At 67.8% G+C, this 25,451-nt stretch carries 25 protein-coding genes; 17 read left to right on the top strand and 8 right to left on the bottom strand.

What is annotated here, in order from left to right:
* Positions 1 to 8: 8 nt before the first annotated feature.
* Both KVT39_RS20790 and mnmC read right to left on the bottom strand, forming a co-directional pair.
* Positions 9 to 1,223: a cation:proton antiporter gene (locus tag KVT39_RS20790; protein ID WP_034183813.1), complete on the bottom strand. Its 1,215-nt coding sequence runs from the start codon at positions 1,221 to 1,223 to the stop codon at positions 9 to 11.
* Positions 1,224 to 1,902: 679 nt separating this feature from the next.
* Positions 1,903 to 3,849, bottom strand: a complete 1,947-nt coding sequence (gene mnmC, locus KVT39_RS20785) for a bifunctional tRNA (5-methylaminomethyl-2-thiouridine)(34)-methyltransferase MnmD/FAD-dependent 5-carboxymethylaminomethyl-2-thiouridine(34) oxidoreductase MnmC (RefSeq protein WP_217590100.1) — start codon at positions 3,847 to 3,849, stop codon at positions 1,903 to 1,905.
* 388 nt (positions 3,850 to 4,237) lie between these two features.
* Here mnmC and KVT39_RS20780 point away from each other — a divergent pair, with 388 nt between their 5' ends.
* Positions 4,238 to 4,516, top strand: coding sequence for an HU family DNA-binding protein (locus KVT39_RS20780; RefSeq protein ID WP_006401505.1), 279 nt, complete (start codon positions 4,238 to 4,240; stop codon positions 4,514 to 4,516).
* A gap of 130 nt (positions 4,517 to 4,646) precedes the next feature.
* On the opposite strand, the gene KVT39_RS20775 is transcribed toward KVT39_RS20780, so the two are convergent.
* Together KVT39_RS20775 and KVT39_RS20770 are read right to left on the bottom strand one after the other, a co-directional pair.
* On the bottom strand, positions 4,647 to 5,960 hold the full coding sequence (locus KVT39_RS20775) for a GTP-binding protein (RefSeq protein WP_368858933.1): 1,314 nt from the start codon (positions 5,958 to 5,960) through the stop codon (positions 4,647 to 4,649).
* Between the two features lie 142 nt (positions 5,961 to 6,102).
* Positions 6,103 to 6,552 (bottom strand): lytic transglycosylase domain-containing protein, encoded by a 450-nt coding sequence (locus KVT39_RS20770; protein WP_175748297.1) that lies wholly within the window; start codon positions 6,550 to 6,552, stop codon positions 6,103 to 6,105.
* A 366-nt stretch (positions 6,553 to 6,918) separates the two neighbouring features.
* On the opposite strand from KVT39_RS20770, the gene gspD reads away from it, so the two are divergent.
* Genes gspD through gspF form a run of 3 tightly spaced genes read left to right on the top strand, consistent with a single transcriptional unit; the run spans position 6,919 to position 11,961 of the window.
* Complete coding sequence (gene gspD / locus KVT39_RS20765; RefSeq protein ID WP_034183809.1) at positions 6,919 to 9,243, top strand: type II secretion system secretin GspD; 2,325 nt, start codon at positions 6,919 to 6,921, stop codon at positions 9,241 to 9,243.
* A complete protein-coding gene (gene gspE / locus KVT39_RS20760; RefSeq protein ID WP_034183808.1) occupies positions 9,240 to 10,739 on the top strand; it encodes a type II secretion system ATPase GspE in 1,500 nt (499 codons plus the stop codon). Before gspD ends, gspE begins: the two co-directional genes overlap by 4 nt.
* Before the next feature lie 4 nt (positions 10,740 to 10,743).
* Positions 10,744 to 11,961, top strand: coding sequence for a type II secretion system inner membrane protein GspF (gene gspF, locus KVT39_RS20755; protein WP_217590098.1), 1,218 nt, complete (start codon positions 10,744 to 10,746; stop codon positions 11,959 to 11,961).
* A 36-nt stretch (positions 11,962 to 11,997) separates the two neighbouring features.
* Here the strand turns inward: gspF and KVT39_RS20750 are convergent, their stop codons facing one another.
* A complete protein-coding gene (locus KVT39_RS20750; protein WP_034183806.1) occupies positions 11,998 to 12,408 on the bottom strand; it encodes a type II secretion system protein N in 411 nt (136 codons plus the stop codon).
* Between the two features lie 176 nt (positions 12,409 to 12,584).
* Here KVT39_RS20750 and gspG point away from each other — a divergent pair, with 176 nt between their 5' ends.
* From gspG to KVT39_RS20710, 8 genes are read left to right on the top strand one after another with little or no spacing between them, the layout of a single operon-like run.
* The gene (gspG, locus tag KVT39_RS20745; RefSeq protein ID WP_006751354.1) at positions 12,585 to 13,037 is read left to right on the top strand and encodes a type II secretion system major pseudopilin GspG; all 453 of its coding nucleotides are present in this window, start codon (positions 12,585 to 12,587) and stop codon (positions 13,035 to 13,037) included.
* 39 nt (positions 13,038 to 13,076) lie between these two features.
* On the top strand, positions 13,077 to 13,646 hold the full coding sequence (locus KVT39_RS20740) for a GspH/FimT family pseudopilin (RefSeq protein ID WP_217590097.1): 570 nt from the start codon (positions 13,077 to 13,079) through the stop codon (positions 13,644 to 13,646).
* A gap of 2 nt (positions 13,647 to 13,648) precedes the next feature.
* A complete protein-coding gene (gspI, locus tag KVT39_RS20735) occupies positions 13,649 to 14,050 on the top strand; it encodes a type II secretion system minor pseudopilin GspI (RefSeq protein ID WP_034183977.1) in 402 nt (133 codons plus the stop codon).
* Complete coding sequence (locus KVT39_RS20730; protein WP_081938577.1) at positions 14,028 to 14,717, top strand: type II secretion system protein J; 690 nt, start codon at positions 14,028 to 14,030, stop codon at positions 14,715 to 14,717. The genes gspI and KVT39_RS20730 overlap by 23 nt, the downstream gene beginning before the upstream one ends.
* 2 nt (positions 14,718 to 14,719) lie before the next feature.
* Positions 14,720 to 15,850, top strand: a complete 1,131-nt coding sequence (gspK, locus tag KVT39_RS20725; protein WP_217590096.1) for a type II secretion system minor pseudopilin GspK — start codon at positions 14,720 to 14,722, stop codon at positions 15,848 to 15,850.
* Between the two features lie 26 nt (positions 15,851 to 15,876).
* On the top strand, positions 15,877 to 17,256 hold the full coding sequence (gspL, locus tag KVT39_RS20720; RefSeq protein ID WP_175748303.1) for a type II secretion system protein GspL: 1,380 nt from the start codon (positions 15,877 to 15,879) through the stop codon (positions 17,254 to 17,256).
* On the top strand, positions 17,253 to 17,759 hold the full coding sequence (gene gspM, locus KVT39_RS20715; RefSeq protein WP_034183975.1) for a type II secretion system protein GspM: 507 nt from the start codon (positions 17,253 to 17,255) through the stop codon (positions 17,757 to 17,759). The genes gspL and gspM overlap by 4 nt, the downstream gene beginning before the upstream one ends.
* Before the next feature lie 31 nt (positions 17,760 to 17,790).
* Positions 17,791 to 18,579, top strand: a complete 789-nt coding sequence (locus KVT39_RS20710; protein WP_217590095.1) for a type II secretion system protein N — start codon at positions 17,791 to 17,793, stop codon at positions 18,577 to 18,579.
* A gap of 24 nt (positions 18,580 to 18,603) precedes the next feature.
* Here the strand turns inward: KVT39_RS20710 and KVT39_RS20705 are convergent, their stop codons facing one another.
* Entirely contained in the window at positions 18,604 to 20,175 is a 1,572-nt protein-coding gene (locus KVT39_RS20705) for an efflux transporter outer membrane subunit (RefSeq protein WP_217590094.1), read from the bottom strand.
* Positions 20,176 to 20,453: 278 nt separating this feature from the next.
* Positions 20,454 to 20,738, bottom strand: a complete 285-nt coding sequence (locus tag KVT39_RS20700; RefSeq protein ID WP_081938587.1) for a multidrug ABC transporter ATPase — start codon at positions 20,736 to 20,738, stop codon at positions 20,454 to 20,456.
* A gap of 174 nt (positions 20,739 to 20,912) precedes the next feature.
* On the opposite strand from KVT39_RS20700, the gene KVT39_RS20695 reads away from it, so the two are divergent.
* The 4 genes from KVT39_RS20695 to KVT39_RS20680 all read left to right on the top strand — a co-directional run bounded on the left by KVT39_RS20695 (position 20,913) and on the right by KVT39_RS20680 (position 23,887).
* Positions 20,913 to 21,401: a MarR family winged helix-turn-helix transcriptional regulator gene (locus KVT39_RS20695; RefSeq protein WP_034183800.1), complete on the top strand. Its 489-nt coding sequence runs from the start codon at positions 20,913 to 20,915 to the stop codon at positions 21,399 to 21,401.
* Positions 21,402 to 21,578: 177 nt separating this feature from the next.
* The gene (locus KVT39_RS20690) at positions 21,579 to 23,141 is read left to right on the top strand and encodes a DHA2 family efflux MFS transporter permease subunit (RefSeq protein WP_175748309.1); all 1,563 of its coding nucleotides are present in this window, start codon (positions 21,579 to 21,581) and stop codon (positions 23,139 to 23,141) included.
* Between the two features lie 114 nt (positions 23,142 to 23,255).
* On the top strand, positions 23,256 to 23,504 hold the full coding sequence (locus tag KVT39_RS20685; RefSeq protein WP_060364783.1) for a type II toxin-antitoxin system Phd/YefM family antitoxin: 249 nt from the start codon (positions 23,256 to 23,258) through the stop codon (positions 23,502 to 23,504).
* Positions 23,501 to 23,887 (top strand): type II toxin-antitoxin system VapC family toxin, encoded by a 387-nt coding sequence (locus KVT39_RS20680; RefSeq protein WP_131945705.1) that lies wholly within the window; start codon positions 23,501 to 23,503, stop codon positions 23,885 to 23,887. The genes KVT39_RS20685 and KVT39_RS20680 overlap by 4 nt, the downstream gene beginning before the upstream one ends.
* Before the next feature lie 19 nt (positions 23,888 to 23,906).
* On the opposite strand, the gene KVT39_RS20675 is transcribed toward KVT39_RS20680, so the two are convergent.
* Complete coding sequence (locus KVT39_RS20675) at positions 23,907 to 24,833, bottom strand: LysR family transcriptional regulator (RefSeq protein ID WP_034183796.1); 927 nt, start codon at positions 24,831 to 24,833, stop codon at positions 23,907 to 23,909.
* 140 nt (positions 24,834 to 24,973) lie between these two features.
* Between KVT39_RS20675 and KVT39_RS20670 the strand changes: the two genes are divergently transcribed.
* A complete protein-coding gene (locus KVT39_RS20670) occupies positions 24,974 to 25,450 on the top strand; it encodes a CidA/LrgA family protein (protein ID WP_105390353.1) in 477 nt (158 codons plus the stop codon).
* Position 25,451 lies beyond the last annotated feature (1 nt).

Raw genomic sequence — 25,451 nt, 5'->3', positions numbered from 1 at the left:
TTCCGGAATCAGTTGCTGTCGCTGCGTTCGCCGACCGCCGACAGGCAGCGGTAGACCACGAACGGGCTGACGAGCTGCAGGATCACGATCGTGCACATCACGATCGCACGCAGGTGCGGGTCGAAATTCGGATAGAGCTGGTAGGTATCGTCGACGAGCAGGTACGACAGCGCGGACATCGGCGTGAGCGCGATGCCGAGCGCGACGCCCTGTTTCATCCCGATGCCGCTCGGCTTCGCGAACGCGACGACGCCGGCCAGCTTCGCGACGAGCCGCGTGACGATCAGCACGATCGAGAGCAGCCCGCCGAGCGCGATGTCGCCCCACGTGAACGACGTGAGCGTCAGCACGAACAGGACCACCGTCAGCAGCCAGCCGGCCGTGCCGAAATGCTCGGGCCACAGCTGCGGACGCGCTTCGAGGTTCTTCACGATGATGCCCGCGAGCAGCAGCGTGAGCAGCGTCGACAGCTTCAGCGCCTGTGCCACCGCGATCGCCAGCATCACGAGCCCGAACAGCGCGACGAACGAATGCTCGTCGCGCATCGTCGACGTCATGTGGCGAAACAGGAAATTGCACGAACGCGCGACGAGATACGCGACGATGAACGAACCGGCGATCAGGTAGAGCGGCTGCAGGATCGTCGCGAACACGTTGCCGTACGCTTCCTGGTGCAGCCAGCTCGTGACGAGCTTGGTCAGCACGATCGCGTACACGCTGTTGAGCGCGGTCAGCGTGATGAGGCGCTGCGACACCTGCCCTTCCGCGCGCAGTTCGGTCTTGAGCTGGATCACCATCGACGGCGACGTCGCGATCGCGATCGCCGACAGCACGAGCGCAACCATTCCCGACACACCGAGCGCAAGCATCACGAACAGCACGAGCACGAACGTCAGCGTGGCTTCCGCGAGACTCGACGCGACGAGCCACGGATTGCGCCGGATCCAGCGCAGGTCGAGGCGGCTGCCGAGCTCGAACAGCAGCAGGCCGAGCGCGACGTCGATCAGCAGCCGCGACGTTTCGTCGGTGCTTGCGTCGATCACGCCGAATCCGAACGAACCGGCGACGAGACCGATTACCGCATAGCCGGTGATGCGCGGCAGGCGCCATGCGCGATAGCACAGTTCGCCACACAGGCCGGCCGCGAACAGCGCGAGCCCGGCCCAGAACACGGCATCCGGCGCGAGCGGCCAGTTGGGCAGAAATGAGAACGCCGACTTCATCGTGGTGACTTCTCCTTTGGAAGCAACCGCCAGCGACGCAGGGTCAAGCGTCAGAAATGGATGCGCGCCGGCTGGGTATCGCCCCGAATGTGATTGTTGTGGTCGACGACGGCGGGACATGGGGTCCGCCTGTTCCGCCATCCGGCGGAAAGTCGCACAGGTTGCCGATCTGGATTGTCGGCCTGGTGTGTGAACGGACTGCGCAGTCTCGAAGATTCAGATTCGAAACCGTGCCGACCGTTCCATTGAAGCTTGTCCGGCGCCTGGCCGGACGAACGCGAAGGAAACCGATTGTGCCACAGCTTTTTCGGTCTGGAACCCATTGAATCGACTCGCGGCGCTGTGCGGCACCACAGGTCTTTGGTTTCAAAGGTTTACCTGTATATATACGTAGTAGAAGTTAACAAAGGACGCACAGTTCTGTGGATAACTTCGGTTTACGCTGACGGATCAATGCGTTGGCGAAACCATAACCCGTTGCACAGGCTGTTCGTGCACAGAAGTTTGAGGTGAGCAACTTTGGGGCCGTTTCACAGCTGTGCCGAGTTGCCCAGTTTACGTCCACTGTGATTACACATGAAGTGCGTGTGGATTTCGCAAGGTTATCCACAGCGCCGGGTGGATAACCTTGCACGGGGAAGCCGGAAAACTGTGAGCGATTCGTGCGACAGGAAGCCGGTCAGCCGGCCGAGCCGACGCGGCGCGCGCGCAGCGCGCGGATCAGGAAGCGGGCGGGATCGACGGCTTCGGCGAGTTCGCGCTCGAGCGGCCACGGCTCGCCTTCGAGTTGCGATGCGATCAGTTCGGCGCCGAGCGCGGCCCATACGAGGCCGCGCGAGCCAAAGCCGAATGCGCCGTAGAGGCCGGGCGTGCGCGGCAGGTCGCGCGCCTTTGCGCCGCTCAGCGCGCGTGCGTTCGCGACGGCCTGTGCTTCGTCCGCGAGCGGGCCGATCAGCGGCAGACGATCGGCGACGACCCAGCGGAATGCAACGCGGCCGCGCAGCGTGCCCAGGTCCGGCACGTCGCCGATCAGGCCCGGCAGCAGGTGCCGCACGCGGTCGAGGTTTTCGATGTGACCGGCCGCGCGTATCGCCGGATCGACGTCGTCGGGTTCGAACGTCGCGCCGATCAGCAGCGTGCCGTCGTCGAGCGGCACCGCGTAACCGTCGCCGATCGCCGGGCACGGCAACGGCGCCGCGGTGCCGGGCGGCAGCAGCGTGAGCTGGCCGCGCACCGGTTGCAGCACGACATGCTGCAGCTCCGCGAGACGCACGGCGTCGCCCGCGTTCGCAAGCACGACGACGGGCGCTTCGGCCAGCGTGCCGCCCGTCGAATCAAGCGCGTGCCATGTGTCGCCCCGCCGCTCGAGCCGCGCGACACCGGTAGACGCGAGCAAGCGCACGCGTTCGCCGGCCGCCGCGCATTGCGCCGCGCACAGCCCGGCCGGCCAGACGGCGCCGCCATGCGGAAACAGCAGGCCGCCATGCGCGACCGGCAGGTTCAGATGCGCGCGCGCGGCATCGGTATCGAGCAGCGACGCATAGTCGGACGGTGCGCCGAACGCATCGAATGCATCGCGCATCCGCGCGAAGTCGTCGGCCGATTCGGCGAGATGGATCATCCCGTGCGTGCTGCGCGCGAACGCATGGCCCGCGCGTTCGAGTGCGCGCCAGCGTGCGATCGCATGCAGGAAGCCGCTGCGCGTGAGCCGGCTTGCGACGTTGTCGTCGCGTGTCATCAGCGGATGGAACACGCCGGCCGGATTGCCCGACGCTTCGCTCGCGATCCGTTCGTGCCGCTCGATCAGTGTGACTTCCCAGCCGCGCGCGGCCAGGCGTTCGACGACCGCGCAGCCGGCCAGGCCCGCGCCGATCACGATCGCGCGGCGCGCCGCAACGGGCAGTGCGCGCGGCGGCTCGTGCCGGCGCGCGCGCCAGCGCGGCGCATATTCGCCGACGAGCGAATCGTCGACTTCGCGATACGTGAAACCCGATTCGCCGAGTGCGTGTTTCACGGCGCCGGAATTCGCATGCGTTGCAAACGTCGCGCCTTCGCCGGCGATTTTCGCGAGCGCACGAACCACGTCGGTCGCGCGGAGATCCGCGTCGTTCGACGACGTGAAGCCGTCAAGATAAAACGCATCGGCGCGCGCGACGAGCTTGGTCAGCATGTCGACTGCATCGCCGAACGCGAGCGTGAGCACCACGCGCCCTGCGTCCAATTCGAGCCGGTGCAGGCCCGGCACGAGCATCGGCCAGGCGTCGACCAGTGCATCGACGTCGACCGATATGGTTGTGTTCGCAACGATATGCGAAACCGCGCGGCGCAGGTCGTCGCGCGAGAACGGATGCGGCTCGACTGCGACGAAATGCAGCCGCTCGCAGCGCGCCGGATCGTCGCGCCACGCGCCCCATGTCGCGAGGAAGTGGCTGCCCGCGCCGAATCCCGTCGCGACGATCGTGAACGCGCGGCGGCCTTGCCAGCGCGCCGGCAGCCCGTTGCCGGAGACGCACAGGTGATGCGCAAGCGCACCTGATGCGCCGCGATGGAGGTCGCCGTACTCGGGCGAAACGAGCGTGCCGTCGTCGCGAAGCGCGAGCGTGGCGGGAACAAGTCGGTCGGGCATGCGAAACAAAAAACGTGGCAGCCAAGCCTGGCAAGGGATTGCGCGGGGTCGTCCGAGCGCCCGTTGGAAAAAGCCAACGGGGCGGCGCACGGGCGGACCGCGCTGCGTATCCTGTCCGGTTGGCGCAGGTCAAAAAACTGGCAATCGACGATTCATTCGGCGAAATACTGATGAAAATCTTTGAAACCCTTGTCGTTATTGGGTTTGCGCTGCGCTATCATAGCAACGCCGTACCGCGGGGTGGCCGCCGGCAAGCCGGAGGGCGCGTCGCGCGGGCCAGGATTCGGCGCTGTGTCGTCGGAGTCTGACTCTCGACGGCACGGTTCGCGCACGTATAATCGGCGCGTTCGCGCTGTTCGTGTCAACCTAACCTGATAAAGGAACCTTAATGAACAAACAGGAACTGATCGACGCCGTCGCCGCCCAAACGGGCGCCAGCAAGGCTCAAACCGGCGAAACGCTGGACACGCTGCTCGAAGTCATCAAGAAGGCCGTGTCGAAGGGTGATGCGGTTCAGCTGATCGGCTTCGGCAGCTTCGGTTCGGGCAAGCGCGCAGCACGTACGGGCCGCAACCCGAAGACCGGCGAAACCATCAAGATCCCGGCAGCCAAGACGGTCAAGTTCACGGCTGGCAAGGCGTTCAAGGACGCCGTCAACAAGCGTTAAACCAGCGCCTGTTCCAGAAAAAAACCCGCCTTTCGGCGGGTTTTTTGTTGGGCGCGCGCGGCATTTTCGCCACAGTCCGCGCCGCTCTTGCAAGATTTAACGGTTGTTTTTACAAGCCGTTACCACGCCGTTACGCGTGCACGATTTGCGTGTCGCCGTGATCGTCGTCGTCGTGCGAATCGACATCCCACGCCGGGAACGGATCGTCGAACGCGCTCCATCCCGCCGCGCCGACGGCGAATTCCGCATCGGTCAGCAGGCACGCGTCGAGCTTCTCGCGCCATGCATCGGCATCGAGCGCGATGCCGATCAGCACGAGTTCCTGCCGGCGATCGCCGACCGTGCGATCGTCGAGATCGCCGTGCCATTCGGCGCGGATTTCGGCGAGCAGCTCGTCGTCGTCCGGCCATTCCGCGCGATCCTGCGCGGCCCACCAGAGACCCGCCGGGCCATGCCGGCATACGCCGCCCGCCTGCGACAGCGAGCCCGCGATGTCGTTGCGCGTCGCGAGCCAGAAGAAGCCCTTGCTGCGCAGCACGCCCGGCCACTCCTGGTGCAGCAGCGCCCAGAGTCGTGCCGGATGGAACGGCCGGCGCGCGCGGTAAACAAAATTGCCGATCCCGAATTCGTCGGCTTCGCCGTGCACGTGCGCATGATGTTCGTCATGGCAGTCGGGGTCGTCGCAATGCGTGTGATCGTGATCGAGCGACGCGAGCCAGCCCGGCGCATTCGCGGCCTCGTCGAAATCGAAGCGGCCCGTGTTCAGCACTTCGTCGAGCGGCACGTTGCCGAACGTCGACACGACCTGGTGCGCACGCGGATTGAGCCGCGCGAGGATGTGCTGCAGGCGCGCGAGTTCGTCCGCGCCGACGAGGTCGGCCTTGTTGATCACCAGCACGTCGCAGAATTCGATCTGCTCGATCAGCAGTTCGACGAGCGTGCGGTCGTCTTCGTCCGATGCGGCGATGCCGCGCGTTCCGAGTGCGTCGTCGGAGCCGTAGTCGCGCAGGAAGTTGTACGCGTCGACCACGGTGACGAGCGTGTCGAGCCGCGCGATTTTCGACAGCGACTCGCCGTCGTCGTCGACGAACGTGAAGGTTTCGGCGATCGGCATCGGCTCCGCGATACCGGTCGATTCGATCATGATCGCGTCGAAGCGGCCTTCGGACGCGAGGTTGCGAATCTCGACGAGCAGGTCGTCGCGCAGCGTGCAGCAGATGCAGCCGTTCGACATTTCGACGAGGCGTTCCTCGACGTGCGACAGCGCCTGCGCGTCGCGCACGAGCGACGCGTCGATGTTGACCGCCGCGAGATCGTTGACGATCACGGCGACTTTCAGGCCCGCTCGGTTCGCGAGGACGTGATTGAGCAGCGTGGTCTTGCCGGCGCCGAGGAAGCCGGACAGCACGGTGACGGGCAACGGCTGGTTCATTGCGGTACACACCAACGGAAAAGATGAAAAAGCGGCCGCGGCGCCCTTCCGGGGCGCGATCGGCCCGCGGACGGGCGAACCTGCGGCGTGAGCCCGCATTGTGCATCAAACGCGCGCCGGCCGGCGCCGCGTCAGGCCGCGATGCGGCGCGGCGTCACGGCGAGGGCGGCAGCAGCTTCCATTGCGTCAGGATGCCGGCGATCTGACGCGCGTACTTGTCGCGCAGCGACGGCGTTTCGGAATGGTAGGCGCCGATGGCCTGCCACGTGTTGCCGTAGCGGTTCATCTTCTGTTTCAGATGCCACGCGGCGATGTATACGTTCTTGCACGGTTCCATCAGCGTGCCGCGGTCGATCCCGTAGCGCGACAGCGCCGACAGGTGGACCGAATTGATCTGCATCAGGCCGTAGTCGATCGAGCCGTTCGTGTTCTTGTTCAGCGCACCGGGCCGGTTGCGCGATTCCTGCCAGGCGATCGCGCGCAGGATCAGCGGATTGACCTGCTGGTATCTGGCCGCTTCGTCGAAACAATCCGCGCGAGCGTTTGCGCTGGCGAACCACACGCCGGCGGCGATCCACGCAATCGAAGCGAACCGTCTGTTCATGGTGCGAAAACGAAAGGAAAATGCGTGAGAGTCGGGAAAACCCGTGCCTGTTATTCGTGCGGCGAGAAACCCGTCGCACGTATCATACCGACAGTCCGTCAGGTTGCGACATGCGGAAATACGACAGCCGGGTTATACCGCATTTCCGTGTCGGTTCATCTCGAAACGGGGGCGATGGCCGGCATGCCGATATAGCACCGAATCTTACATATCACATACGACTCGCCCGATACATGTCGTATGTGAGACAGTCTTCGGATCAATGTGATATTTCGGACATGAAAAACTGCTAATGTCGCCTTTTTCGGACTTGGATCCCAGCACTACCGCCGGAAGCGGCCTGAGCCGGCATCGACCCATTCATCCATGACAAGAAATCGCTTCGTTATGCGGCGCATTGCCACGACCCTCGTCGTCGCCGGCATCATCGTCTCGCAGGCCGCCTACGCTCAGGTCACGCTCAACTTCGTGAATGCGGATATCGACCAGGTCGCGAAGGCGATCGGCGCCGCAACCGGCAAGACCATCATCGTCGACCCCCGTGTGAAGGGGCAGCTCAACCTCGTTGCCGAACGTCCGGTGCCGGAAGACCAGGCGCTGAAGACGCTGCAGTCGGCACTGCGCATGCAGGGCTTCGCGCTCGTGCAGGATCACGGCGTGCTGAAGGTCGTGCCCGAGGCCGACGCGAAGCTGCAGGGCGTGCCGACCTATGTCGGCAATGCGCCGCAGGCGCGCGGCGACCAGGTGATCACGCAGGTGTTCGAGCTGCACAACGAATCGGCGAACAACCTGCTGCCCGTGCTGCGGCCGCTGATCTCGCCGAACAACACGGTGACGGCCTACCCGGCGAACAACACGATCGTCGTGACCGACTATGCGGACAACGTGCGCCGCATCGCGCAGATCATCGCGGGCGTCGACAGCGCCGCAGGCGCGCAGGTGCAGGTCGTTCCGCTGCGCAACGCGAACGCGATCGACCTCGCCGCACAGTTGCAGAAAATGCTCGATCCGGGCGCGATCGGCAACAGCGATGCAACGCTGAAGGTGTCGGTCACGGCCGACCCGCGCACCAACTCGCTGATGCTGCGTGCGTCGAGCGCATCGCGCCTCGCGGCCGCGAAGCGCCTCGTGCAGCAGCTCGACGCGCCGAGCGCGGTGCCCGGCAACATGCACGTCGTGCCGCTACGCAACGCCGACGCGGTGAAGCTCGCGAAAACGCTGCGCGGGATGCTCGGCAAGAGCGGCAGCGACAGCGGCTCGTCGGCGTCGTCCAACGATGCGAACAGCTTCAACCAGAGCGGCGGCTCGTCGTCGAGCGGCAACTTCTCGACCGGCACGTCCGGCACCCCGCCGCTGCCGTCGGGCGGTCTCGGCGGTTCGTCGTCCTCGTCGGGGGGGTACGGCGGCTCGTCGGGCAGCGGTGGCGGTCTCGGCAGCGCCGGCCTGCTCGGCGGCGACAAGGACAAGGGCGACGACAACCAGCCGGGCGGGATGATCCAGGCCGATGCGGCGACCAACTCGCTGATCATCACCGCGTCCGATCCGGTTTACCGGAACCTGCGCTCGGTGATCGACCAGCTCGACGCGCGGCGTGCGCAGGTCTATATCGAAGCGCTGATCGTCGAGCTGAACTCGACGACGCAGGGCAACCTCGGCATCCAGTGGCAGGTGGCGAGCGGCCAGTTTCTCGGCGGCACGAACCTGAACCCCACGCAAGGTCTGGGCAACAGCATCGTCAACCTGACGACCGGCGGCACGGCAGCCACCACCGGGCTGGCGGCCAACCTCTCGACGCTGACCCAGGGCCTCAACATCGGCTGGCTGCACAACATGTTCGGCGTGCAGGGGCTCGGCGCGCTGCTGCAGTATTTCGCGGGCGTGAGCGACGCGAACGTGCTGTCGACGCCGAACCTGATCACGCTCGACAACGAGGAAGCGAAGATCGTCGTCGGCCAGAACGTGCCGATCGCGACCGGTTCGTATTCGAACCTGACGAGCGGCACGACGAGCAATGCGTTCAATACCTACGACCGTCGCGACGTCGGCCTGACGCTGCACGTGAAGCCGCAGATCACCGACGGCGGGATCCTGAAGCTGCAGCTCTATACCGAGGATTCGGCGGTCGTCGCCGGCACCACGAGCGCGCAGACCGGCCCGACCTTCACGAAGCGCTCGATCCAGTCGACGATCCTGGCCGACAACGGCGAGATCATCGTGCTCGGCGGCTTGATGCAGGACAACTATCAGGTGTCGAACAGCAAGGTGCCGCTGCTCGGCGACATCCCGTGGATCGGCCAGTTGTTCCGTTCGGAATCGAAGCAGCGCGCGAAAACCAACCTGATGGTGTTCCTGCGTCCGGTGATCATCTCCGATCGCAGTACCGCGCAGGAAGTCACGGCCAACCGCTACGACTACATCCAGGGCGTGACGGGCGCGTACAAGTCGGACAACAACGTGATCCGCGACAAGGACGACCCGATCGTCCCGCCGATGCCGCTCGGCCCGAGCCAGGGTGGCACACCGGCAGGGAACCTGTTCGATCTCGACAAGATGCGCCGCCAGCAGGTGCAGCGTCAGGTCGTGCCGGTCCCGGCCCAGCCGTTGCCGGAGCAGACGCCCGCGCAGCCGCAGAGCGTGCCGCAGCAGGCGGTGCCGCAACAGCCGCTGACCGCCCCGGGAGCCTCGCAGTGAGCGACGTGCGCGCGTCTTCCGCCCACGACGGCGCGCCGGGCGAACGGCAGCCGCCGTCGCCGCTCGCTGCGCGCCTGTTGCCGTACGGCTTCGCGAAGAGCGGCCAGGTGCTGATCGCGCACCAGCTCGACGACACGCTCGAGGTGTGGATCAGCGAACGCACGAGCGACGCCGCGCTCGCGGAGATCGCGCGCAACTTCGGCTCGATTTCCGTGCACCGCGTGCCGGCCGACGAGCTCGCGCAGGCGATCAACCAGGCATACGCGCGCCAGGACGGCAGCGCCGCGCAGGTGGTCGGCGAGGTCGAAGGCGAAGTCGATCTGTCGCGGCTGATGCAGGACATCCCCGAGGTCGAGGATCTGCTCGAATCGGAAGACGACGCGCCGATCATCCGGATGATCAACGCGCTGCTCACGCAAGCGGCGCGCGAACAGGCATCGGACATTCACATCGAGCCGTTCGAGAACTCGTCCGTCGTGCGTTTTCGCGTCGACGGCACGCTGCGCGACGTCGTGCGCCCGAAGAAGGCGCTGCACGGCGCACTGATCTCGCGGATCAAGATCATGGCGCAGCTCGACATCGCGGAGAAACGGCTGCCGCAGGACGGCCGCATCACGCTGCGCGTCGGCGGCCGGCCGGTCGACGTGCGCGTGTCGACGCTGCCGACCGGGCACGGCGAGCGCGCGGTGCTGCGTTTGCTGGAAAAGGACGCGAAGCGCCTGAACCTCGAAGCGCTCGGGATGGGCCGCGACACGCTCGTCCAGTTCGACAAGCTGATCGCGCGACCGCACGGCATCGTGCTCGTCACGGGCCCGACGGGCTCGGGCAAGACGACGACGCTGTATGCGTCGATGTCGCGGCTCGAAACCGCGACGACCAACATCATGACCGTCGAGGACCCGATCGAATACGATCTCGGCGGCATCGGCCAGACGCAGGTGAACGAGCGGATCGGGATGACCTTTGCCCGTGCGCTGCGCTCGATCCTGCGCCAGGATCCGGACGTGATCATGATCGGCGAAATCCGCGACCTCGAAACCGCGCAGATCGCGGTGCAGGCGTCGCTGACGGGCCACCTCGTGCTCGCGACGCTGCACACGAACGATGCGGCATCGGCCGTCACGCGTCTGACCGACATGGGCGTCGAGCCGTACCTGCTCGCATCGTCGCTGCTCGGCGTGCTCGCGCAGCGCCTGGTGCGGCAGCTCTGCCCCGTCTGCAAGGAAGAGCGGCACGAGGATGGCCGCACGCTGTGGCATCCGGTCGGCTGCGACAAGTGCGGGCATTCGGGCTACGCGGGCCGGCGCGGCGTATACGAGCTGCTGCTGGTCGACGACTCGATCCGCTCGCTGATCCATCGCAACGCGGCCGACGCGGAGATCCTGGCCACCGGCCGCGCGGAAGGGATGCGCACGCTGCGCGACGACGCCGAACGCTGGCTCGCGGCCGGCGCGACGTCGCTCGAGGAAGTGCTGCGCGTGACGGGAGGCGCATAGCGCGATGCCGGCATTCCGTTTCGAAGCGATCGATGCGGCGGGACACGCGCAGAAAGGCGTCATCGATGCCGACAGCGCGCGTGCCGCGCGCAGCCAGTTGCGCACGCAGGGGCTCACGCCGCTCGTCGTCGAGCCGGCCGCCAGCGCGACGCGCGGCGCACGTACGCAGCGGCTCGCGTTCGGTCGCAAGCTGTCGCAGCGCGAACAGGCGATCCTCACGCGCCAGCTCGCGAGCCTGCTGATCGCGGGGCTGCCGCTCGACGAGGCGCTCGGCGTGCTGACCGAGCAGGCCGAGCGCGACTACATCCGCGAGCTGATGGCCGCGATCCGCGCCGAGGTGCTCGGCGGCCATTCGCTCGCGAATGCGCTGGGCCAGCATCCGCGCGATTTTCCGGAGATCTACCGCGCGCTCGTCGCGGCGGGCGAGCATACGGGCAAGCTCGGCATCGTGCTGTCGCGCCTGGCCGACTACATCGAGCAGAGCAATGCGCTGAAGCAGAAGATCCTGCTGGCCTTCACGTATCCGGGCATCGTCACGCTGATCGCGTTCGGCATCGTCACGTTCCTGCTGAGCTACGTGGTGCCGCAGGTCGTCAACGTGTTTGCGAGCACGAAGCAGCAGTTGCCGATCCTCACGGTCGTGATGATGGCGCTGTCGGAATTCGTGCGGCACTGGTGGTGGGCGATCATGATCGCGGTCGCGCTGATCGTGTGGTTCGTGAAGGCGACGCTGTCGCGCGACGGGCCGCGGCTCGCGTTCGACCGCTGGGTGCTGACCGCGCCGCTCGCGGGCAAGCTCGTGCGCGGCTACAACACGGTGCGCTTCGCGAGCACGCTCGGCATCCTCACCGCGGCCGGCGTGCCGATCCTGCGCGCGCTGCAGGCGGCCGGCGAGACGCTGTCGAACCGCGCGATGCGCGCGAACATCGACGACGCGATCGTGCGCGTGCGCGAAGGCTCCGCGCTGTCGCGCGCGCTGAACAACGTGAAGACGTTTCCGCCGGTGCTCGTGCACCTGATCCGTTCCGGCGAAGCGACGGGCGACGTGACGACGATGCTGGATCGCGCGGCCGAAGGCGAAGCGCGCGAGCTCGAACGCCGCACGATGTTCCTGACGAGCCTGCTCGAGCCGCTGCTGATCCTGGCGATGGGCGGCATCGTGCTCGTGATCGTGCTGGCCGTGATGCTGCCGATCATCGAGCTGAACAACATGGTGCAGTGACGGCCTGACTGGTTGGCGAGGCCGTCGCCGTTCCGTTCAGCGCATGTAGATCGCGGGGGACGGCGTGTTCGCCGGAAGCTGGATTTCGGCGCGGGCGCCGTTGCGGTCGACGATGATCGAGCGGGGGCGGACTTCGGCGAGCTTCGCGCCGGGCGTGACCTCGGCACCGAGCGACACGGCACGCGGCGGTTCGCCGCCGACGCCGATGATCGCCGCGGCGCCGCGCTGGAGCGCGAGGATGCCGAACAGGTGGATGTCCTGCACGGGATTCTTGTCGAGCTGACCGCCGAAGAGCGCCGCGGCGTCCTCGGTGCGGATCGGCGGCCGCGCGGCGGCGGCGGGCAGCGGCGCTTCGCGGGCCGACAGCGTGACGACCCAGTAGGTGGCCGTCGCGCACAAACCCGCGAAGAGGGCTAGGGAAAGGATCCGGATCGAGAGCGCGTTCATGCGCGCTATTGTACGGATGTATATGAAATTTGCGTTGGGTGAAAGCCCTCGGCGATGCGCGCCTTACAATGCGTGCTCCGCGCCCGCGGGTCCGGAAGGTTGCTGTCAGGTAATCGTCCCGGTGCGCCGGGTGCGTCACTCAATCGACGACATTTTTTGGAAAGAGGTAGTCAGTCATGCAAACGTGGATCACTCGCCGCAACGCGGCCGTGCGTCGTCAGCGCGGTTTCACGCTGATCGAGATCATGGTGGTGGTCGCGATCCTCGGGATCCTGGCGGCGCTGATCGTGCCGAAGATCATGAGCCGCCCGGACGAGGCACGCCGCATCGCCGCGAAGCAGGACATCGGCACGATCATGCAGGCGCTCAAGCTGTACCGTCTCGACAACGGCCGTTATCCGACCCAGGAACAGGGCCTGAACGCGCTGATCCAGAAGCCGTCCACCGATCCGATCCCGAACAACTGGAAGGACGGCGGCTATCTGGAGCGCCTGCCGAACGATCCGTGGGGTAACGGGTACAAGTACCTGAATCCGGGCGTGCACGGCGAGATCGACGTGTTCAGCTACGGTGCCGACGGCAAGGAAGGCGGCGAGAGCAACGACTCCGACATCGGTTCGTGGCAATAAGCCGGCGCTGATCGTCCCGACGCTTCGTTCCCGCTCTTCATGCTCGCCATTCGCACGACTTCCCGCTGCGGCCGCGATTGCCGTGCGCATCGCGGCGCGGCGCCGTCCGTATCGGCGCGCGCCGATGGCGGGCCGATGAAGCATGGCGTGCGGCGCGCACGCGCGCGCGGCTTCACGCTGCTCGAAATGCTGGTCGTGCTCGTGATCGCGGGGCTGCTCGTGTCGCTCGCGTCGCTGTCGCTGACGCGCAATCCGCGCACCGACCTGCGCGAGGAAGCGCAGCGCATCGCGCTGCTGTTCGAGACGGCCGGCGATGAAGCGCAGGTGCGCGCGCGCCCGATCGCATGGCAACCGACCGCGCACGGCTTCCGTTTCGACGTGAGCTCGCCCGACGGCTGGCGCACGCTGCGCGACGACCTGCTGCGCCCGCGCGACTGGGACGGCGGTGTGACGGGCGCCGACATCGACTACCCGGGTTCCGACACGCGCGCGAATCGCGTCGTGTTCGGCACCGAGAGCGTCGACACGCCGGTGCGCGTGACGCTGCATTCGGCCGTCGGCAGCGCGACGATCGTCGGCACCGGCAACGGCCGCTACGAGGTGCAATGACGATGCGTCGTCGCCTGCCCTTCCCTGTTTCTTCGTCGCGCGGCTTCACGATGATCGAAGTGCTGGTCGCGCTCGCGATCATCGCGGTCGCGCTCGCCGCGTCGATCCGCGCGGTCGGCACGATGGCGACCAACGCATCCGACCTCCATCGCCGGCTGCTGGCCGGTTGGAGCGCCGACAACGCGCTCGCGCAGTTGCGGCTCACGCACGCGTGGCCGCAGATCGGCGACCAGAGCTTCGACTGTTCGCAAGGCAACGTGCAGCTCGTCTGCACGCAGAGCGTGAGTGCCACGCCGAACCCCGTGTTCCGGCGCGTCCGGGTGTCGGTGAGCATGCCCGGGCGCGCCGGCGTGCTCGCGCAGATGGTGACGGTGGTCGCGAATGAAACCAGCCGTCCGCTCTGACGCGCCGATGCGACGCCCGCACGCGCGCCCCGCCCGGGGCTTCACGCTGATCGAGCTGATGATCGCGATCGCGATCCTCGCGGTGGTCGCCATCCTCGCGTGGCGCGGGCTCGACCAGGTCATGCGCGGCCGCGACAAGGTTGCGTCCGCGATGGAAGACGAGCGCGTGTTCGCGCAGATGTTCGACCAGATGCGCATCGACGCGCGGCTTGCCGCGACCGACGACGAGGCCGGCCAGCCGGCGATCGGCGTCGCCGGCAACACGCTGCAGATCGTTCGCGAATTCGACGTGCCGGGCGCTGCGCCGCGGCTGCAGGTGGTCCGCTACCGGATCGCCGGCGGGCGCGTCGTGCGCTACGCGTCGCCACCGCTCGACGATGCGAACCGGCTGCAAGGCGTGCTGAAGGACAGCAGCGTCGAAGGCTGGAGCTGGGTTGCGTTGATGGGCGGCGTCGGCGCGATCGACGCGAAGCTGTACGTGCCGCGCGTGGGCTGGACCACCAACCTGCAGACGGCCGACGACGCGCTCGCGCAGAACAACGATGCGCTCAAGGTGCCGCAGATCGGCAACGCGCCGCCGCCGCGCGCGGTGACGGGGCTGCAGGTCAGCATCGGCGCGACGTCGCTGCGCGTGCCGGTCACGCGCGTGTTCCTCGTCGGGGAATGACGATGCGCGCGCGCCCTCACCGTTCATCGCTCGCCAACCGCGCCGCCGCGCGCGCGCATGCATGCGGCCGCCAGCGCGGCGCGGCGATCATCACCGCGCTGCTCGTCGTCGCGCTGTCGGCGATCCTCGTCTCGGGGATGCTGTGGCGCCAGCAGGTGCAGATCCGCCGCATCGAGAACCAGCGCGTGATCGCGCAGGCGCAGTGGGTCGCGCGCGGTGCGCTCGACTGGACGCGGATGATCCTGCGCTCCGAAGGCGATACGGCGCCCGGCATCACGTATCTCGGCGGGATCTGGGGCGTGCCGATCGCGAAGACGAAGCTGTCGGACTTCCTCGGCCGGATCGGCGCGCCCAACGACAACGGCGGCGAAGATACCTATATCTCCGGCTCGATCGAGGACGCGCAGGCGAAGTTCAACTTGCGCAACCTCGTGGCGTCGCCGGCGCCCGGCGTGCTGCAGTTGAACGTCACGCAGCTGCAGGCGTTCCAGCGCCTGCTGACGACGCTCGGCTACGACGGCGCGTTCGCGAAACGCATCGCGCTGCAGGTGCGCGCGGGCCTCATGCATTCGGCCACGCGCTTCCAGATGCCGACGCTGCCGGGCGGCGGCGGCACGGCGCCGGCCACCGCGCCGGTGACCACCGACCAGCAGGGCGGCGGCGGCTTCACCGACGATCCCGGCATGTCCGGCGGCGACCGCGGGCCCGCGCCGCTGATGATGACGGGCGTCGACAGCCTGCTCGACGTCGACGGCGTGACGCCCGAGATGGTCGCGCGGCTGCGCCCGTTCGTCACCGTACTGCCGACCACGACGCCCGTGAACATGAACACCGCGCCGGCCGAGGTGATCGCGGCGCTCATGCCGGGGATGAGCGTGTCGTCCGCGCAGGCGCTGGTGTCGCGCCGCGAGACCGTGTTTTTCCGCAACGTCGGCGACGTGCAGCTCGCGCTGCGCGGCGCCGGCGCGCCGAACGTGACGCTCGACTCGAGCCTCGTCGACGTCAATTCGAGCTATTTCATCGTGCATGGCCGGATCCAGCACGAACGTGCGGAGGTCGATCGCACCTCGCTCGTGTATCGTGATCCGACCACGCACTCGACGCGGGTCGTGCGTATCCGCGACCAGCTATAACGACGCCATTCGGGAGAGGAGCTCTTGTGAGCACGTTGATTGTTTCTTTGCCGCCGCGCGAGCCTGCCGTGCCGTTGCAGGAATGGCAGTGGCCCGAGCTGCCGTTCACGCTCGTCGACAAGGCCGGCCAGGTGCAGCGCGCGGGCCGCGCCGCGCTCGCGCTGCTGCCGCGCGCGAATGCGACGGTGCTGATCGTCGCCGCGCGCGACGTGCTGCTGCTGGCCGCGAAGGTGCCGCCGCTCAAGGGGCCGAAGCTGCGCCAGGCGCTGCCCAACATCGTCGAGGATCAGCTGATCCAGGATCCGCTCGGCTGCCACATCGCGCTCGATCCGGTCGCGCTGCCCGACGGGCGCCGCGTGCTGGCCGTGGTCGATCGCGCGTGGTTCCGCGCGATCTGCGACGCGTTCGCGGCGGCCGGCCACCGGCACCTGAGCGCGGTGCCCGCGACCCGCTGCCTGCCGGCGCCGCGCACGTCGGCCGAAACGGCTTTGGCCGCGCCGGTCGACGGTGAAGCGGCCGTCGCGGCCGATGCCGCGCTTGTCGCGGACGCCGTCGAGCCGCCCGCCCGCCCGGCGACGGTCGCCGCCGTGCTCGGGATCGCGACGGCGGTCGAACCGGCGCTCGTCGAAGCCGGCGCGCTGCCGGCCGTGGCCGGTGCGCCGCGCCTCGAACTCGCGGTTGCGCGCGGTGCGCTCGGCGAAGGCTTCGCGGCGCCTGCGTCGCGCGCGGCCGGCACGCTGGCCGCGCTCGCGGGCGGCGGCGACGTTGAACTGTACGAACTCGGCGAGCCGGGCGCGGAGCCGCGGCTCGCGTCGGTCGGCCGCACCGACGGCCCGCTGCTGCCGGGTGCCGCGCCGCTGTCGTTCGACACGTTCGCGCGGCGCGCGCTGACCGAGCGTTTCGATCTGTGCCAGTTCGAATTCGAATCGCAGCCGTGGCGCTTCGACCGCGCGACGGTGAAGCGCCTGCGCGTGCCGATCGCACTCGTCGCGGCGACGCTCGGCGTCGCGGTGGTCGGGATGAACCTGCACTGGTGGAAGCTGTCGCGCGAGCGCGATGCGCTGTCCGCGCAGATCACCGAAACGCTGCTGTCCGCATTCCCGAAGACGACGACGGTGCTCGATCCGCCCGCGCAGATGCAGCGCCAGCTCGACCAGTTGCGCCTGGCGGCCGGCGAGCTGTCGCCGAACGATTTCCTCGCGCTGGCGAGCGGGTTGACGCGCTCGATGGGCGCGCTGCCGCTGAACGGCATCGCGTCGCTCGACTATCACGACCGGCGGCTCGACGTCGGCTTCAAGCCGGAGGTCAAGGTCGATCCCGATTTCACGCAGCGCCTCGCGCGCAACGGCCTGTCCGGCGAAGTCGACAGCAACACGGGCAAATGGACGATCCGGAGCCGCTCATGAAGACGGAACAACTGAACCAGACGCTGACCCAGTTCTGGGGCGAGCGCTCGCAGCGCGAGAAGATGCTGCTCGGCTGGGGCGGCGCCGTGCTGGCGGTCGCGATCGCGTATTCGGTGCTGTGGTCGCCGGCGCAGGAAGGCCGCGCGCGGATCCAGCGCGAGCTGCCGAATATGCGCCGCGAACTCGCGCAGATGACCGCGCAGGCGAACGAGGCGAAGTCGCTGACGGCCGCCGCGCAGGGCGTCGCGCCGACCGGCCTGGCGCTGAAGGACGCGCTGACCGCGTCGCTGTCCGATCACGGGCTGCAGGGTGCGCAGGTGCAGATCGTCGGCAACGGCGTGCAGATCCAGATGAAGAACGTGTCGTTTCCGGCGTGGACGCAGTGGCTCGACGATGCGCGCCGGCAGTTCAAGGTGCAGGTCGGCGAGGCGCACGCGACCGCGCTGAAGGACGACGGCCAGGTCGACCTGACGGCCGTGATGCAACCGTCGACGCAGAAATGACGCAGTGGATGACGCAAGTGGCGGTCGGCCGATGAGGCCATGGACGAAGCGGCTCGCCACCGCATTGCCGTGGGTACTGGCGGGCGGACTGGCGACGGCGGTGACGCTCGTCGCGCTCGCGCCGGCCGCGTGGATCGCGCCGCAGTTCGCGCGCGCGACCGGCGGACACGTGAATCTCGTCGATCCGGACGGGTCGCTGTGGCACGGCTCGGGCACGCTGATGCTCGCGCCGGGCGCCGACCAGAGCGCGGCGACGCTGCTGCCGGGCCGGGTCGAATGGACCACGGGCTTCTGGCCGCTGCTGACCGGGCGTGTGCAGATGCGCATGCGCCAGACCGAGGCGATGCCCGATGCCGTCACGCTCGATGCGACGTGGCGTGGCGCGGTGCTGTCGGCGGGCACGATGGCCGTGCCGGCGTCGCTGCTCGCGGGGCTCGGCGCGCCGTTCAACACGCTCGACCTGCAGGGCGACGTGCGGCTCGGCTGGAGCGACTGGCGCCTGTTCGGCAACAACGCGTTCGGCCAGTTGACGGTGACGATCGACTCGATGAGTTCGCGCGTGTCGCGCGTGAAGCCGCTCGGTTCGTACCGCGCGGTGCTGCAGGCGAAGGGGGCGGGCGCCGATCTCGACCTGTCGACGAAGCAGGGCCCGCTGTTTCTCGACGGACACGGCAGCTTCGGCCCAGGCCAGGGATCGTTCCGCGGCACCGCGCATGCGGCGCCCGAGCAGCAGGCGAACCTCGCGGGGCTGCTGAACCTGCTCGGCCACCCGATCGGGAACAACGAGGTGTCGCTGATCTTCGGCGACGCGATGCGCTGACGCGCGCGTCGGCCTCTTCTCTTCCTACTTCTGCGCGAGCGGCGCGGCGGCCGACGATGCGGTTGCCGCAGGCACGGCCGCACCGGACGCCGGCACGGGCGCCGGCGCAGCCATGTCGCCGGTTTCGCGCGTCATGTCCGACGCATCCCAGCCGCCGCCGAGCGCCTTCACGAGCCCGACCGACGACACCATCCGCTGCCCGGCGATCGTCGCGAGCTTCTGCTGCGCGGTGAACGCGGTGGTCTGCGCGGTCAGCACGTTCAGGTACGCGACCGTGCCGGCCTTGTACTGGTTCGTGACGATCGCGAGCGAGTGCTCGGCGCTGTCGACGGCCTGCCGCTGCACGTCGATTTCCTGCGCGAGGATGCGCTGCGACGCGAGATTGTCCTCGACGTCCTGGAATGCGGTGAGCACCGCGAGGCGATACGCGGCGACGTCCTGGTCGTAGGTCGCGCGCGCCGCGTCGGTCTGCGCGGCGCGCAGCCCCGCGTCGAACAGCGTGGCCGCGAGTTGCGGGCCGACCGTCCAGAAACGCGCCGGCAGCGTGAACAGCTGCGACCACACCGAACTCTGGAAGCCGCCGGTGGCCGACAGCGTGAGCGTCGGGAAGAATGCGGAAATCGCGACGCCGATCTGTTCGTTCGCGGAAGCCGCGCGGCGCTCGGCGGCCGCGATGTCGGGCCGGCGCTCGAGCAGCGCGGACGGCACGTCGACCGGCGTGATCGGCGGCTCGGCCGCGAGAGGGTTCGGCGGCAGCGAGAAGGTCGACGCCGGTTCGCCGATCAGCGTCGCGATCGCATGCTCGTACTGCGCGCGTGCGACGCCGTTGTCGATCGACGCCGCCTGCGCACTCTGCAGTTGCGTCTGCGCCTGGATCACGTCCGCGCGCGCGGCGACGCCCTGCGTATACTGGTTCTGCGTGAGTTTCAACGACTGTTCGTACGACTTCACGGTGTCGTCGAGCAGCTTCTGCAGCGCATCGGACGTGCGCAGCTGGAAATAGGTTTGCGCGAGCAGCGCCTGCTGCGACAGCCGCGCGTTCGCGAGATCGGCCGCGGCGGCCGCTTCGCCGGCGCGCTGCGCGCTGACGGTGCGGCTCACCTTGCCCCACAGGTCGGGTTCCCAGCTCGCGTCGAGGCCGACGCTGTAGCTGTTGCTGATCGATCCGGACGAGCCGCTGCCGAAACTCGATGACGAGCCCGACGACAGCGACGTGCGCGGCGTGCGGGCGCGCGAGCCCGACGCGGTCAGCCCGACGGTCGGGAAATACGCGGCGCGCGCCTCGGTGACGAGCGCGCGCGCCTGCCGGTATGCGGCCGCCGATTGCGCGATGGTCTGGTTCGACGCATTGAGCTTGCCGATCAGCGCATCGAGCTGCGGATCGTTGTAGACCGTCCACCACGGGCCGCGGTCGGCACGATCGGCGGGCTGCGCGACCTTCCAGCCGGCCGGCGCTTCCTTGAATGCGGCGGGAATCGACGTGTCGGGCCGGTGATAGTCGGGCCCGACGGCGCAGCCGGCGAGCAGCACGGCCGTCGCAACGGCGACGGCGGCGCTCAGCGGGCGAAGGGCGCGCGGGAGGGGAGCGTACGGCATCGTGGTTTTCCTGTCTGGGCGCGACGGCCGGCGAGCGGCGTCGCGCGATGCGGTCGTCATGCCGCTGGCGGACAAATGGTAACTGACGGCGGGGAAGCCGCGCAGCCCTAAGGGTACGGTGCGCGGCGGCCGGAATGTGTTACCGGCGCGAGCAGCCGGGTTACCGGCCATTACGGATCGCTTGCGGCGAGACAGCCGCGCGACAGCGGCCGCAGCGGGCGCGGCCGGCGATCAGTCGGAACAGGCAGGACAGTCGGGAAAGCGGGAGTGACGCGACGTCAGTGGCAGCGCACGGGCACCGGGACGGGCTCGGTGGCGGGCCGCCATGACGACGGTTCCGTCGCGGCCGGCTGGCTCGTGCGGCGTGCGCCGCCCTTCGCGTTGCGCTGCCGGCGATGATCGAACCATGCGAACCCGAGCGCCGCGAGCGAGCCGCCCGGCACGACCAGCATCGTCACGTACAGCGCGATTTTCCAGCCGCGGTGCGGCCCGGAAAACACATGATGAGCGGTATCGGTCAGGTTGCGGCGCAGCGCGCCGGCGGCATTTTTCAGGAACAGCATCGCGAACATCCTCGGGTGCCCGGCAGCGCGGGCGAATCGGTCAGAACATAGTCTCCGGCAGTGCAACATGCACGTCGTAACTGGTTGCCTCAAATAATATTGACTAAGCAATCATTTTTCAAGATACTGGGCGCGTTTTAACCTGAAACGCACTATTGCTGCGTGCGCAATCGTATGACCGGCGGCCTCTACGATCCCGAGAACATCGCGCTGGAAACGAGCCTCGGCTATTACCTGTCGAAGGCGAAGCAGGCGCTCGTCGAGCGGATGGATCGCGCGCTCGAGCCGCTCGACCTCACCGCGCAGCAGATCGGCGTGATCCTGCTGCTGTCGCGAGGTTATGCGCGCACGCCGTTCGAGCTGTCCCGCAAGATGTCGTACGACAGCGGTTCGATGACGCGCATGCTCGACCGGCTCGAACGCAAGGGGCTGGTCGCGCGTTCGCGCAGCGAGCAGGACCGCCGGATGATCGAGCTGACGCTGACCGAGCGCGGCGCCGATGCGGCCCGCGCGCTGCCGTCGCTGATCGCGACCGCGCTCAACGCGCAGCTCGACGGTTTCTCGGCCGACGAACTCGCGACGCTCACCGGCCTGTTGCAGCGCTTCATCGCCAACGGGCCCGGCACGACCGGTTGCCCGAAGCCCGACGAACCGGACTGCTGATGCGCGCGGAGGCCTCATGTGTAGGTTAAGCATTCGTTTATTTCTCTGTCTGGGCAGAAGATGACAAGGCACGTGCTGCGTTTCTTTCCTGATCCGTTCCACCCGGCCGGGCTGCGCCGCGTCGCGCACCCGTGCGTTGTGCCGGCGCGTCGCGCGCGCCGCGTCTAGGAGATTCCGATGTCCGCCACCACGGCATCCGCCGCCTCCCCCGCCGCCGAACCCGCGCCGCTGACCGGCGGCGCGCTCGCGCTGCTCACCGTCGGGCTCGCGCTCGGCACCTTCATGGAAGTGCTCGACACGTCGATCGCGAACGTCGCGGTGCCGACCATCTCGGGCAGCCTCGGCGTCGCGACGAGCGAAGGCACGTGGGTGATCTCGTCGTACTCGGTCGCGTCCGCGATCGCGGTGCCGCTGACCGGCTGGCTCGCGCGGCGGGTCGGCGAGGTGCGGCTGTTTACGCTGTCGGTGCTCGCGTTCACGGTCGCGTCGGCGCTGTGCGGCCTTGCGACCAACTTCGAGACGCTGATCGCGTTCCGGCTGCTGCAGGGCCTCGTGTCGGGGCCGATGGTGCCGCTGTCGCAGACGATCCTGATGCGCAGCTACCCGCCCGCGAAGCGCGGGCTCGCGCTCGGGCTATGGGCGATGACGGTGATCGTCGCGCCGATCTTCGGCCCGCTGCTGGGCGGCTGGATCAGCGACAACTACACGTGGCCGTGGATCTTCTACATCAACCTGCCGATCGGCGTGTTCTCGGCGACCTGCGCGTACTTCCTGCTGCGCGGCCGCGAGACGAAGACGTCGAAGCAGCGGATCGACGCGGTCGGCCTCGCGCTGCTCGTGATCGGCGTGTCGTGCCTGCAGATGATGCTCGACCTCGGCAAGGATCGCGACTGGTTCAACTCGTCGTTCATCGTCGCGCTCGCGCTGATCGCGGTCGTGTCGCTCGCGTTCATGCTCGTGTGGGAGGCGACCGAGAAGGAGCCGGTGGTCGACCTGTCGCTGTTCAAGGACCGCAACTTCGCGCTCGGCGCACTGATCATCTCGTTCGGCTTCATGGCGTTCTTCGGCTCGGTCGTGATCTTCCCGCTGTGGCTGCAGACGGTGATGGGCTACACGGCCGGCAAGGCCGGCCTCGCGACCGCGCCGGTCGGGCTGCTCGCGCTGGTGCTGTCGCCGCTGATCGGCCGCAACATGCACCGGCTCGACCTGCGGTTGGTCGCGAGCTTCGCGTTCATCGTGTTCGCGGGCGTGTCGCTGTGGAACGCGACGTTTACGCTCGACGTGCCGTTCAACCACGTGATCCTGCCGCGGCTCGTGCAGGGGATCGGCGTCGCGTGCTTCTTCGTGCCGATGACGACGATCACGCTGTCGAGCATCTCCGACGAGCGGCTCGCGAGCGCGTCGGGGCTGTCGAACTTCCTGCGCACGCTGTCGGGCGCGATCGGCACCGCGGCCAGCTCGACGTTCTGGGAAAACGACGCGATCTACCACCATGCACGGCTGTCGGAATCGGTGAGCGTCTACACGCAGAACACGACCGACTACCAGGGCGCGCTCGCGCAGCTCGGCATCGTCGGGCAGACGGCCAATGCGCAGCTCAACCAGCTCGTCACTCAGCAGGGCTTCATGATGGCGACCAACGACTTCTTCCACCTGTCGGCGGTGATGTTCATTGCGCTCGCGGCGCTCGTGTGGATCACGAAGCCGAGGAAGGGCGCGGGGCCGGCGATGGGGCATTGATGGCGGCATGGCGCAGCGGCGTGTGTCCTAGATCTTCCGGCTGATTGCGCAGATCTCACTGCTCAATTAAACTAAGCCCGAGTTGTTATTAAACTTAGTTTAATTGGGGATACCATGCAGACCTACAACATGCACGACGCGAAGACGAATCTATCGCGCCTGATCGACGAAGCCGTCCATGCCGGTGAACCGTTCGTGATCGCAAAAGCCGGCAAGCCGCTTGTCAAGGTGGTGCCGATCGATACGCGGGAACCGGCTCCGCCGAGCCGGATCGGTTTCATGAAGGGACAGATTCGCGTCCCGGACGATTTCGACTCGATGGGCGGGGACGACATCCGGAAACTGTTCGAGGGCGACGCGTGAAGCTGTTGCTCGATACCCATTTGATCCTGTGGGCCGCCGCCGACGCGGCGGAACTGCCGGGCCGCGCCCGTGCGCTCATCGAGGATTCCGCCCATACCCTGCTCTTCAGCGTGGCGAGTCTTTGGGAGATCGTCATCAAGCGTGGGCTGGACCGTGACGATTTCCAGGTCGAGCCGCATGTACTTCGCCGCAATCTGCTCGACGTCGGCTATGTGGAGCTGCCGATCACGAGCGCACACGTCCTCGCCGTCGAGCAGCTGCCGCCGGTGCATCGCGACCCGTTCGATCGCCTGCTGATCGCGCAGGCGATCTCCGAGGGCGTTACCCTGCTCACGCACGATCACACCGTCGCCCGGTATCCGGGCCCTGTCCAGCACGTCTGATCGTCCCCGCGCCCGGCCGTCACTCCCTCGCCCGCAACCCGCCGAACGCGAGATCGTCGACGGGCGCGACGGGCAGCGTCGCCCGTGCCACTTCCAGCCACGCGCGCGCCGCGTGCGACAGATACCCCTTCTTCAGCCAGCCGAGCGCGATCGCCCACGTGATTTCCGGCTCGACGATCGGCCGACACGTGAACTGCCCCGCGTCGAGCCGCCGGCAATAAGGCTCGGGCAGCAGCGCAATGCCGACGCCCGCATGCACGAGCGCGGCCATGAAATCCCAATGGCCGCTGCGGCTCACGATCGACGGCGTGAAGCCGGCCTTCCGGCACGCATCGAGCACCGCGTCGTGCAGCGCGAGGCTTTCCGCATAGAACACGAACGACTCGCGCGCGAGATCCGCGAGCGGTACGGTCGCTTGATCCTCCCAGCGCGACTCGCGCGGCGCGACGAGCCACAGCGGCGCGCGCACCATCGGCAGCCGCTCGAACACGGCCGGATCGACCGGCTCCAGCAGCCCGCCCAGCTCAAGTTCGCCCGACATCAGCGCCGCCTCGATCATCCGCGCGCCCTGTTCGAACAGCTTCAGCTCGATGTTCGGATAGCGCTGCTTGTACGCGGCGATGATCGGCGTGAACAGCGAACCGCCGAGCGGCGGGATGCCGATCGTCAGCTCGCCGCGCCCGAGCGTGCCGAGATCGTTCAGCTCCGACTGCAGCTGCGCCTGCGCGGCGAGCACGTCCTGGCCGCGCTGGAACACGATCCGCCCCGCGTCGGTCAGCACCATCTGCCGGCCGTCGCGCAGCAACAGCGGCGAACCGATCTCGTCCTCGAGCGCCTTCACCATCTTGCTGATGGTCGGCTGGGTCACGAACAGCTTGTCGGCCGCCGCGGTGAAGCTCTGCTGGCGGACCACCTCGACGAAGTACCGCAGCGCGCGCAATTCCATCGAAAACTCCCCACATTGGTGCAACGATTGCAAACCGAATTCCGAATTGGAATGTAAAGGATAGAGACAAGTCATTTTATTTATGGTTAGGGGAAACCCTATACTCACACCATCAACGGAATATCTGTATGGAGCCTGCCATGACCAAGCCGACCGCTACTGTCGCCGCCCGCCCTGCCGCTTCGGGCAGCATGACGCGCACCGGCCGGATCGCGCTGCAGGCCGCCGCGCTCGGCGCGCTGTGGCTGGCGGTCGACTGGGCCGTGCGCACGGTCGGGCTGCCGATCCCGTCCGGCGTGATCGGCCTCGCGGTGCTCCTCGTGCTGCTGTTCTCGGGCCGCGTCGCGCCCGCGTGGGTGAAGGACGGCGCGAACTGGCTGCTGTCCGACATGCTGCTGTTCTTCGTGCCGGCCGCCGTCGCGGCCGTCCAGTACGGCGGGCTGTTCCGCGAGGACGGCTGGCGCATCGCGCTGGTCATGCTCGCGGGCACCGCGTTCGTGATGGTCGCGGTGGCCGTCGCGGTCGACCTCGCCGCGAAGCTCGAACGCCGGCTCGCCGCGCAGCGCGTGTTCGCCGAACGCCGCCGTGCGCGCCTGAGCGCCGTGTCCGCCCACTGAG

The organism is Burkholderia sp. GbtcB21, from assembly GCF_019091065.1.
Lineage (GTDB): Bacteria > Pseudomonadota > Gammaproteobacteria > Burkholderiales > Burkholderiaceae > Burkholderia > Burkholderia pyrrocinia_C.
The sequence above is the reverse complement of the archived record's forward strand: the minus strand, read 5'-3'. Positions and strand labels throughout refer to the sequence as shown.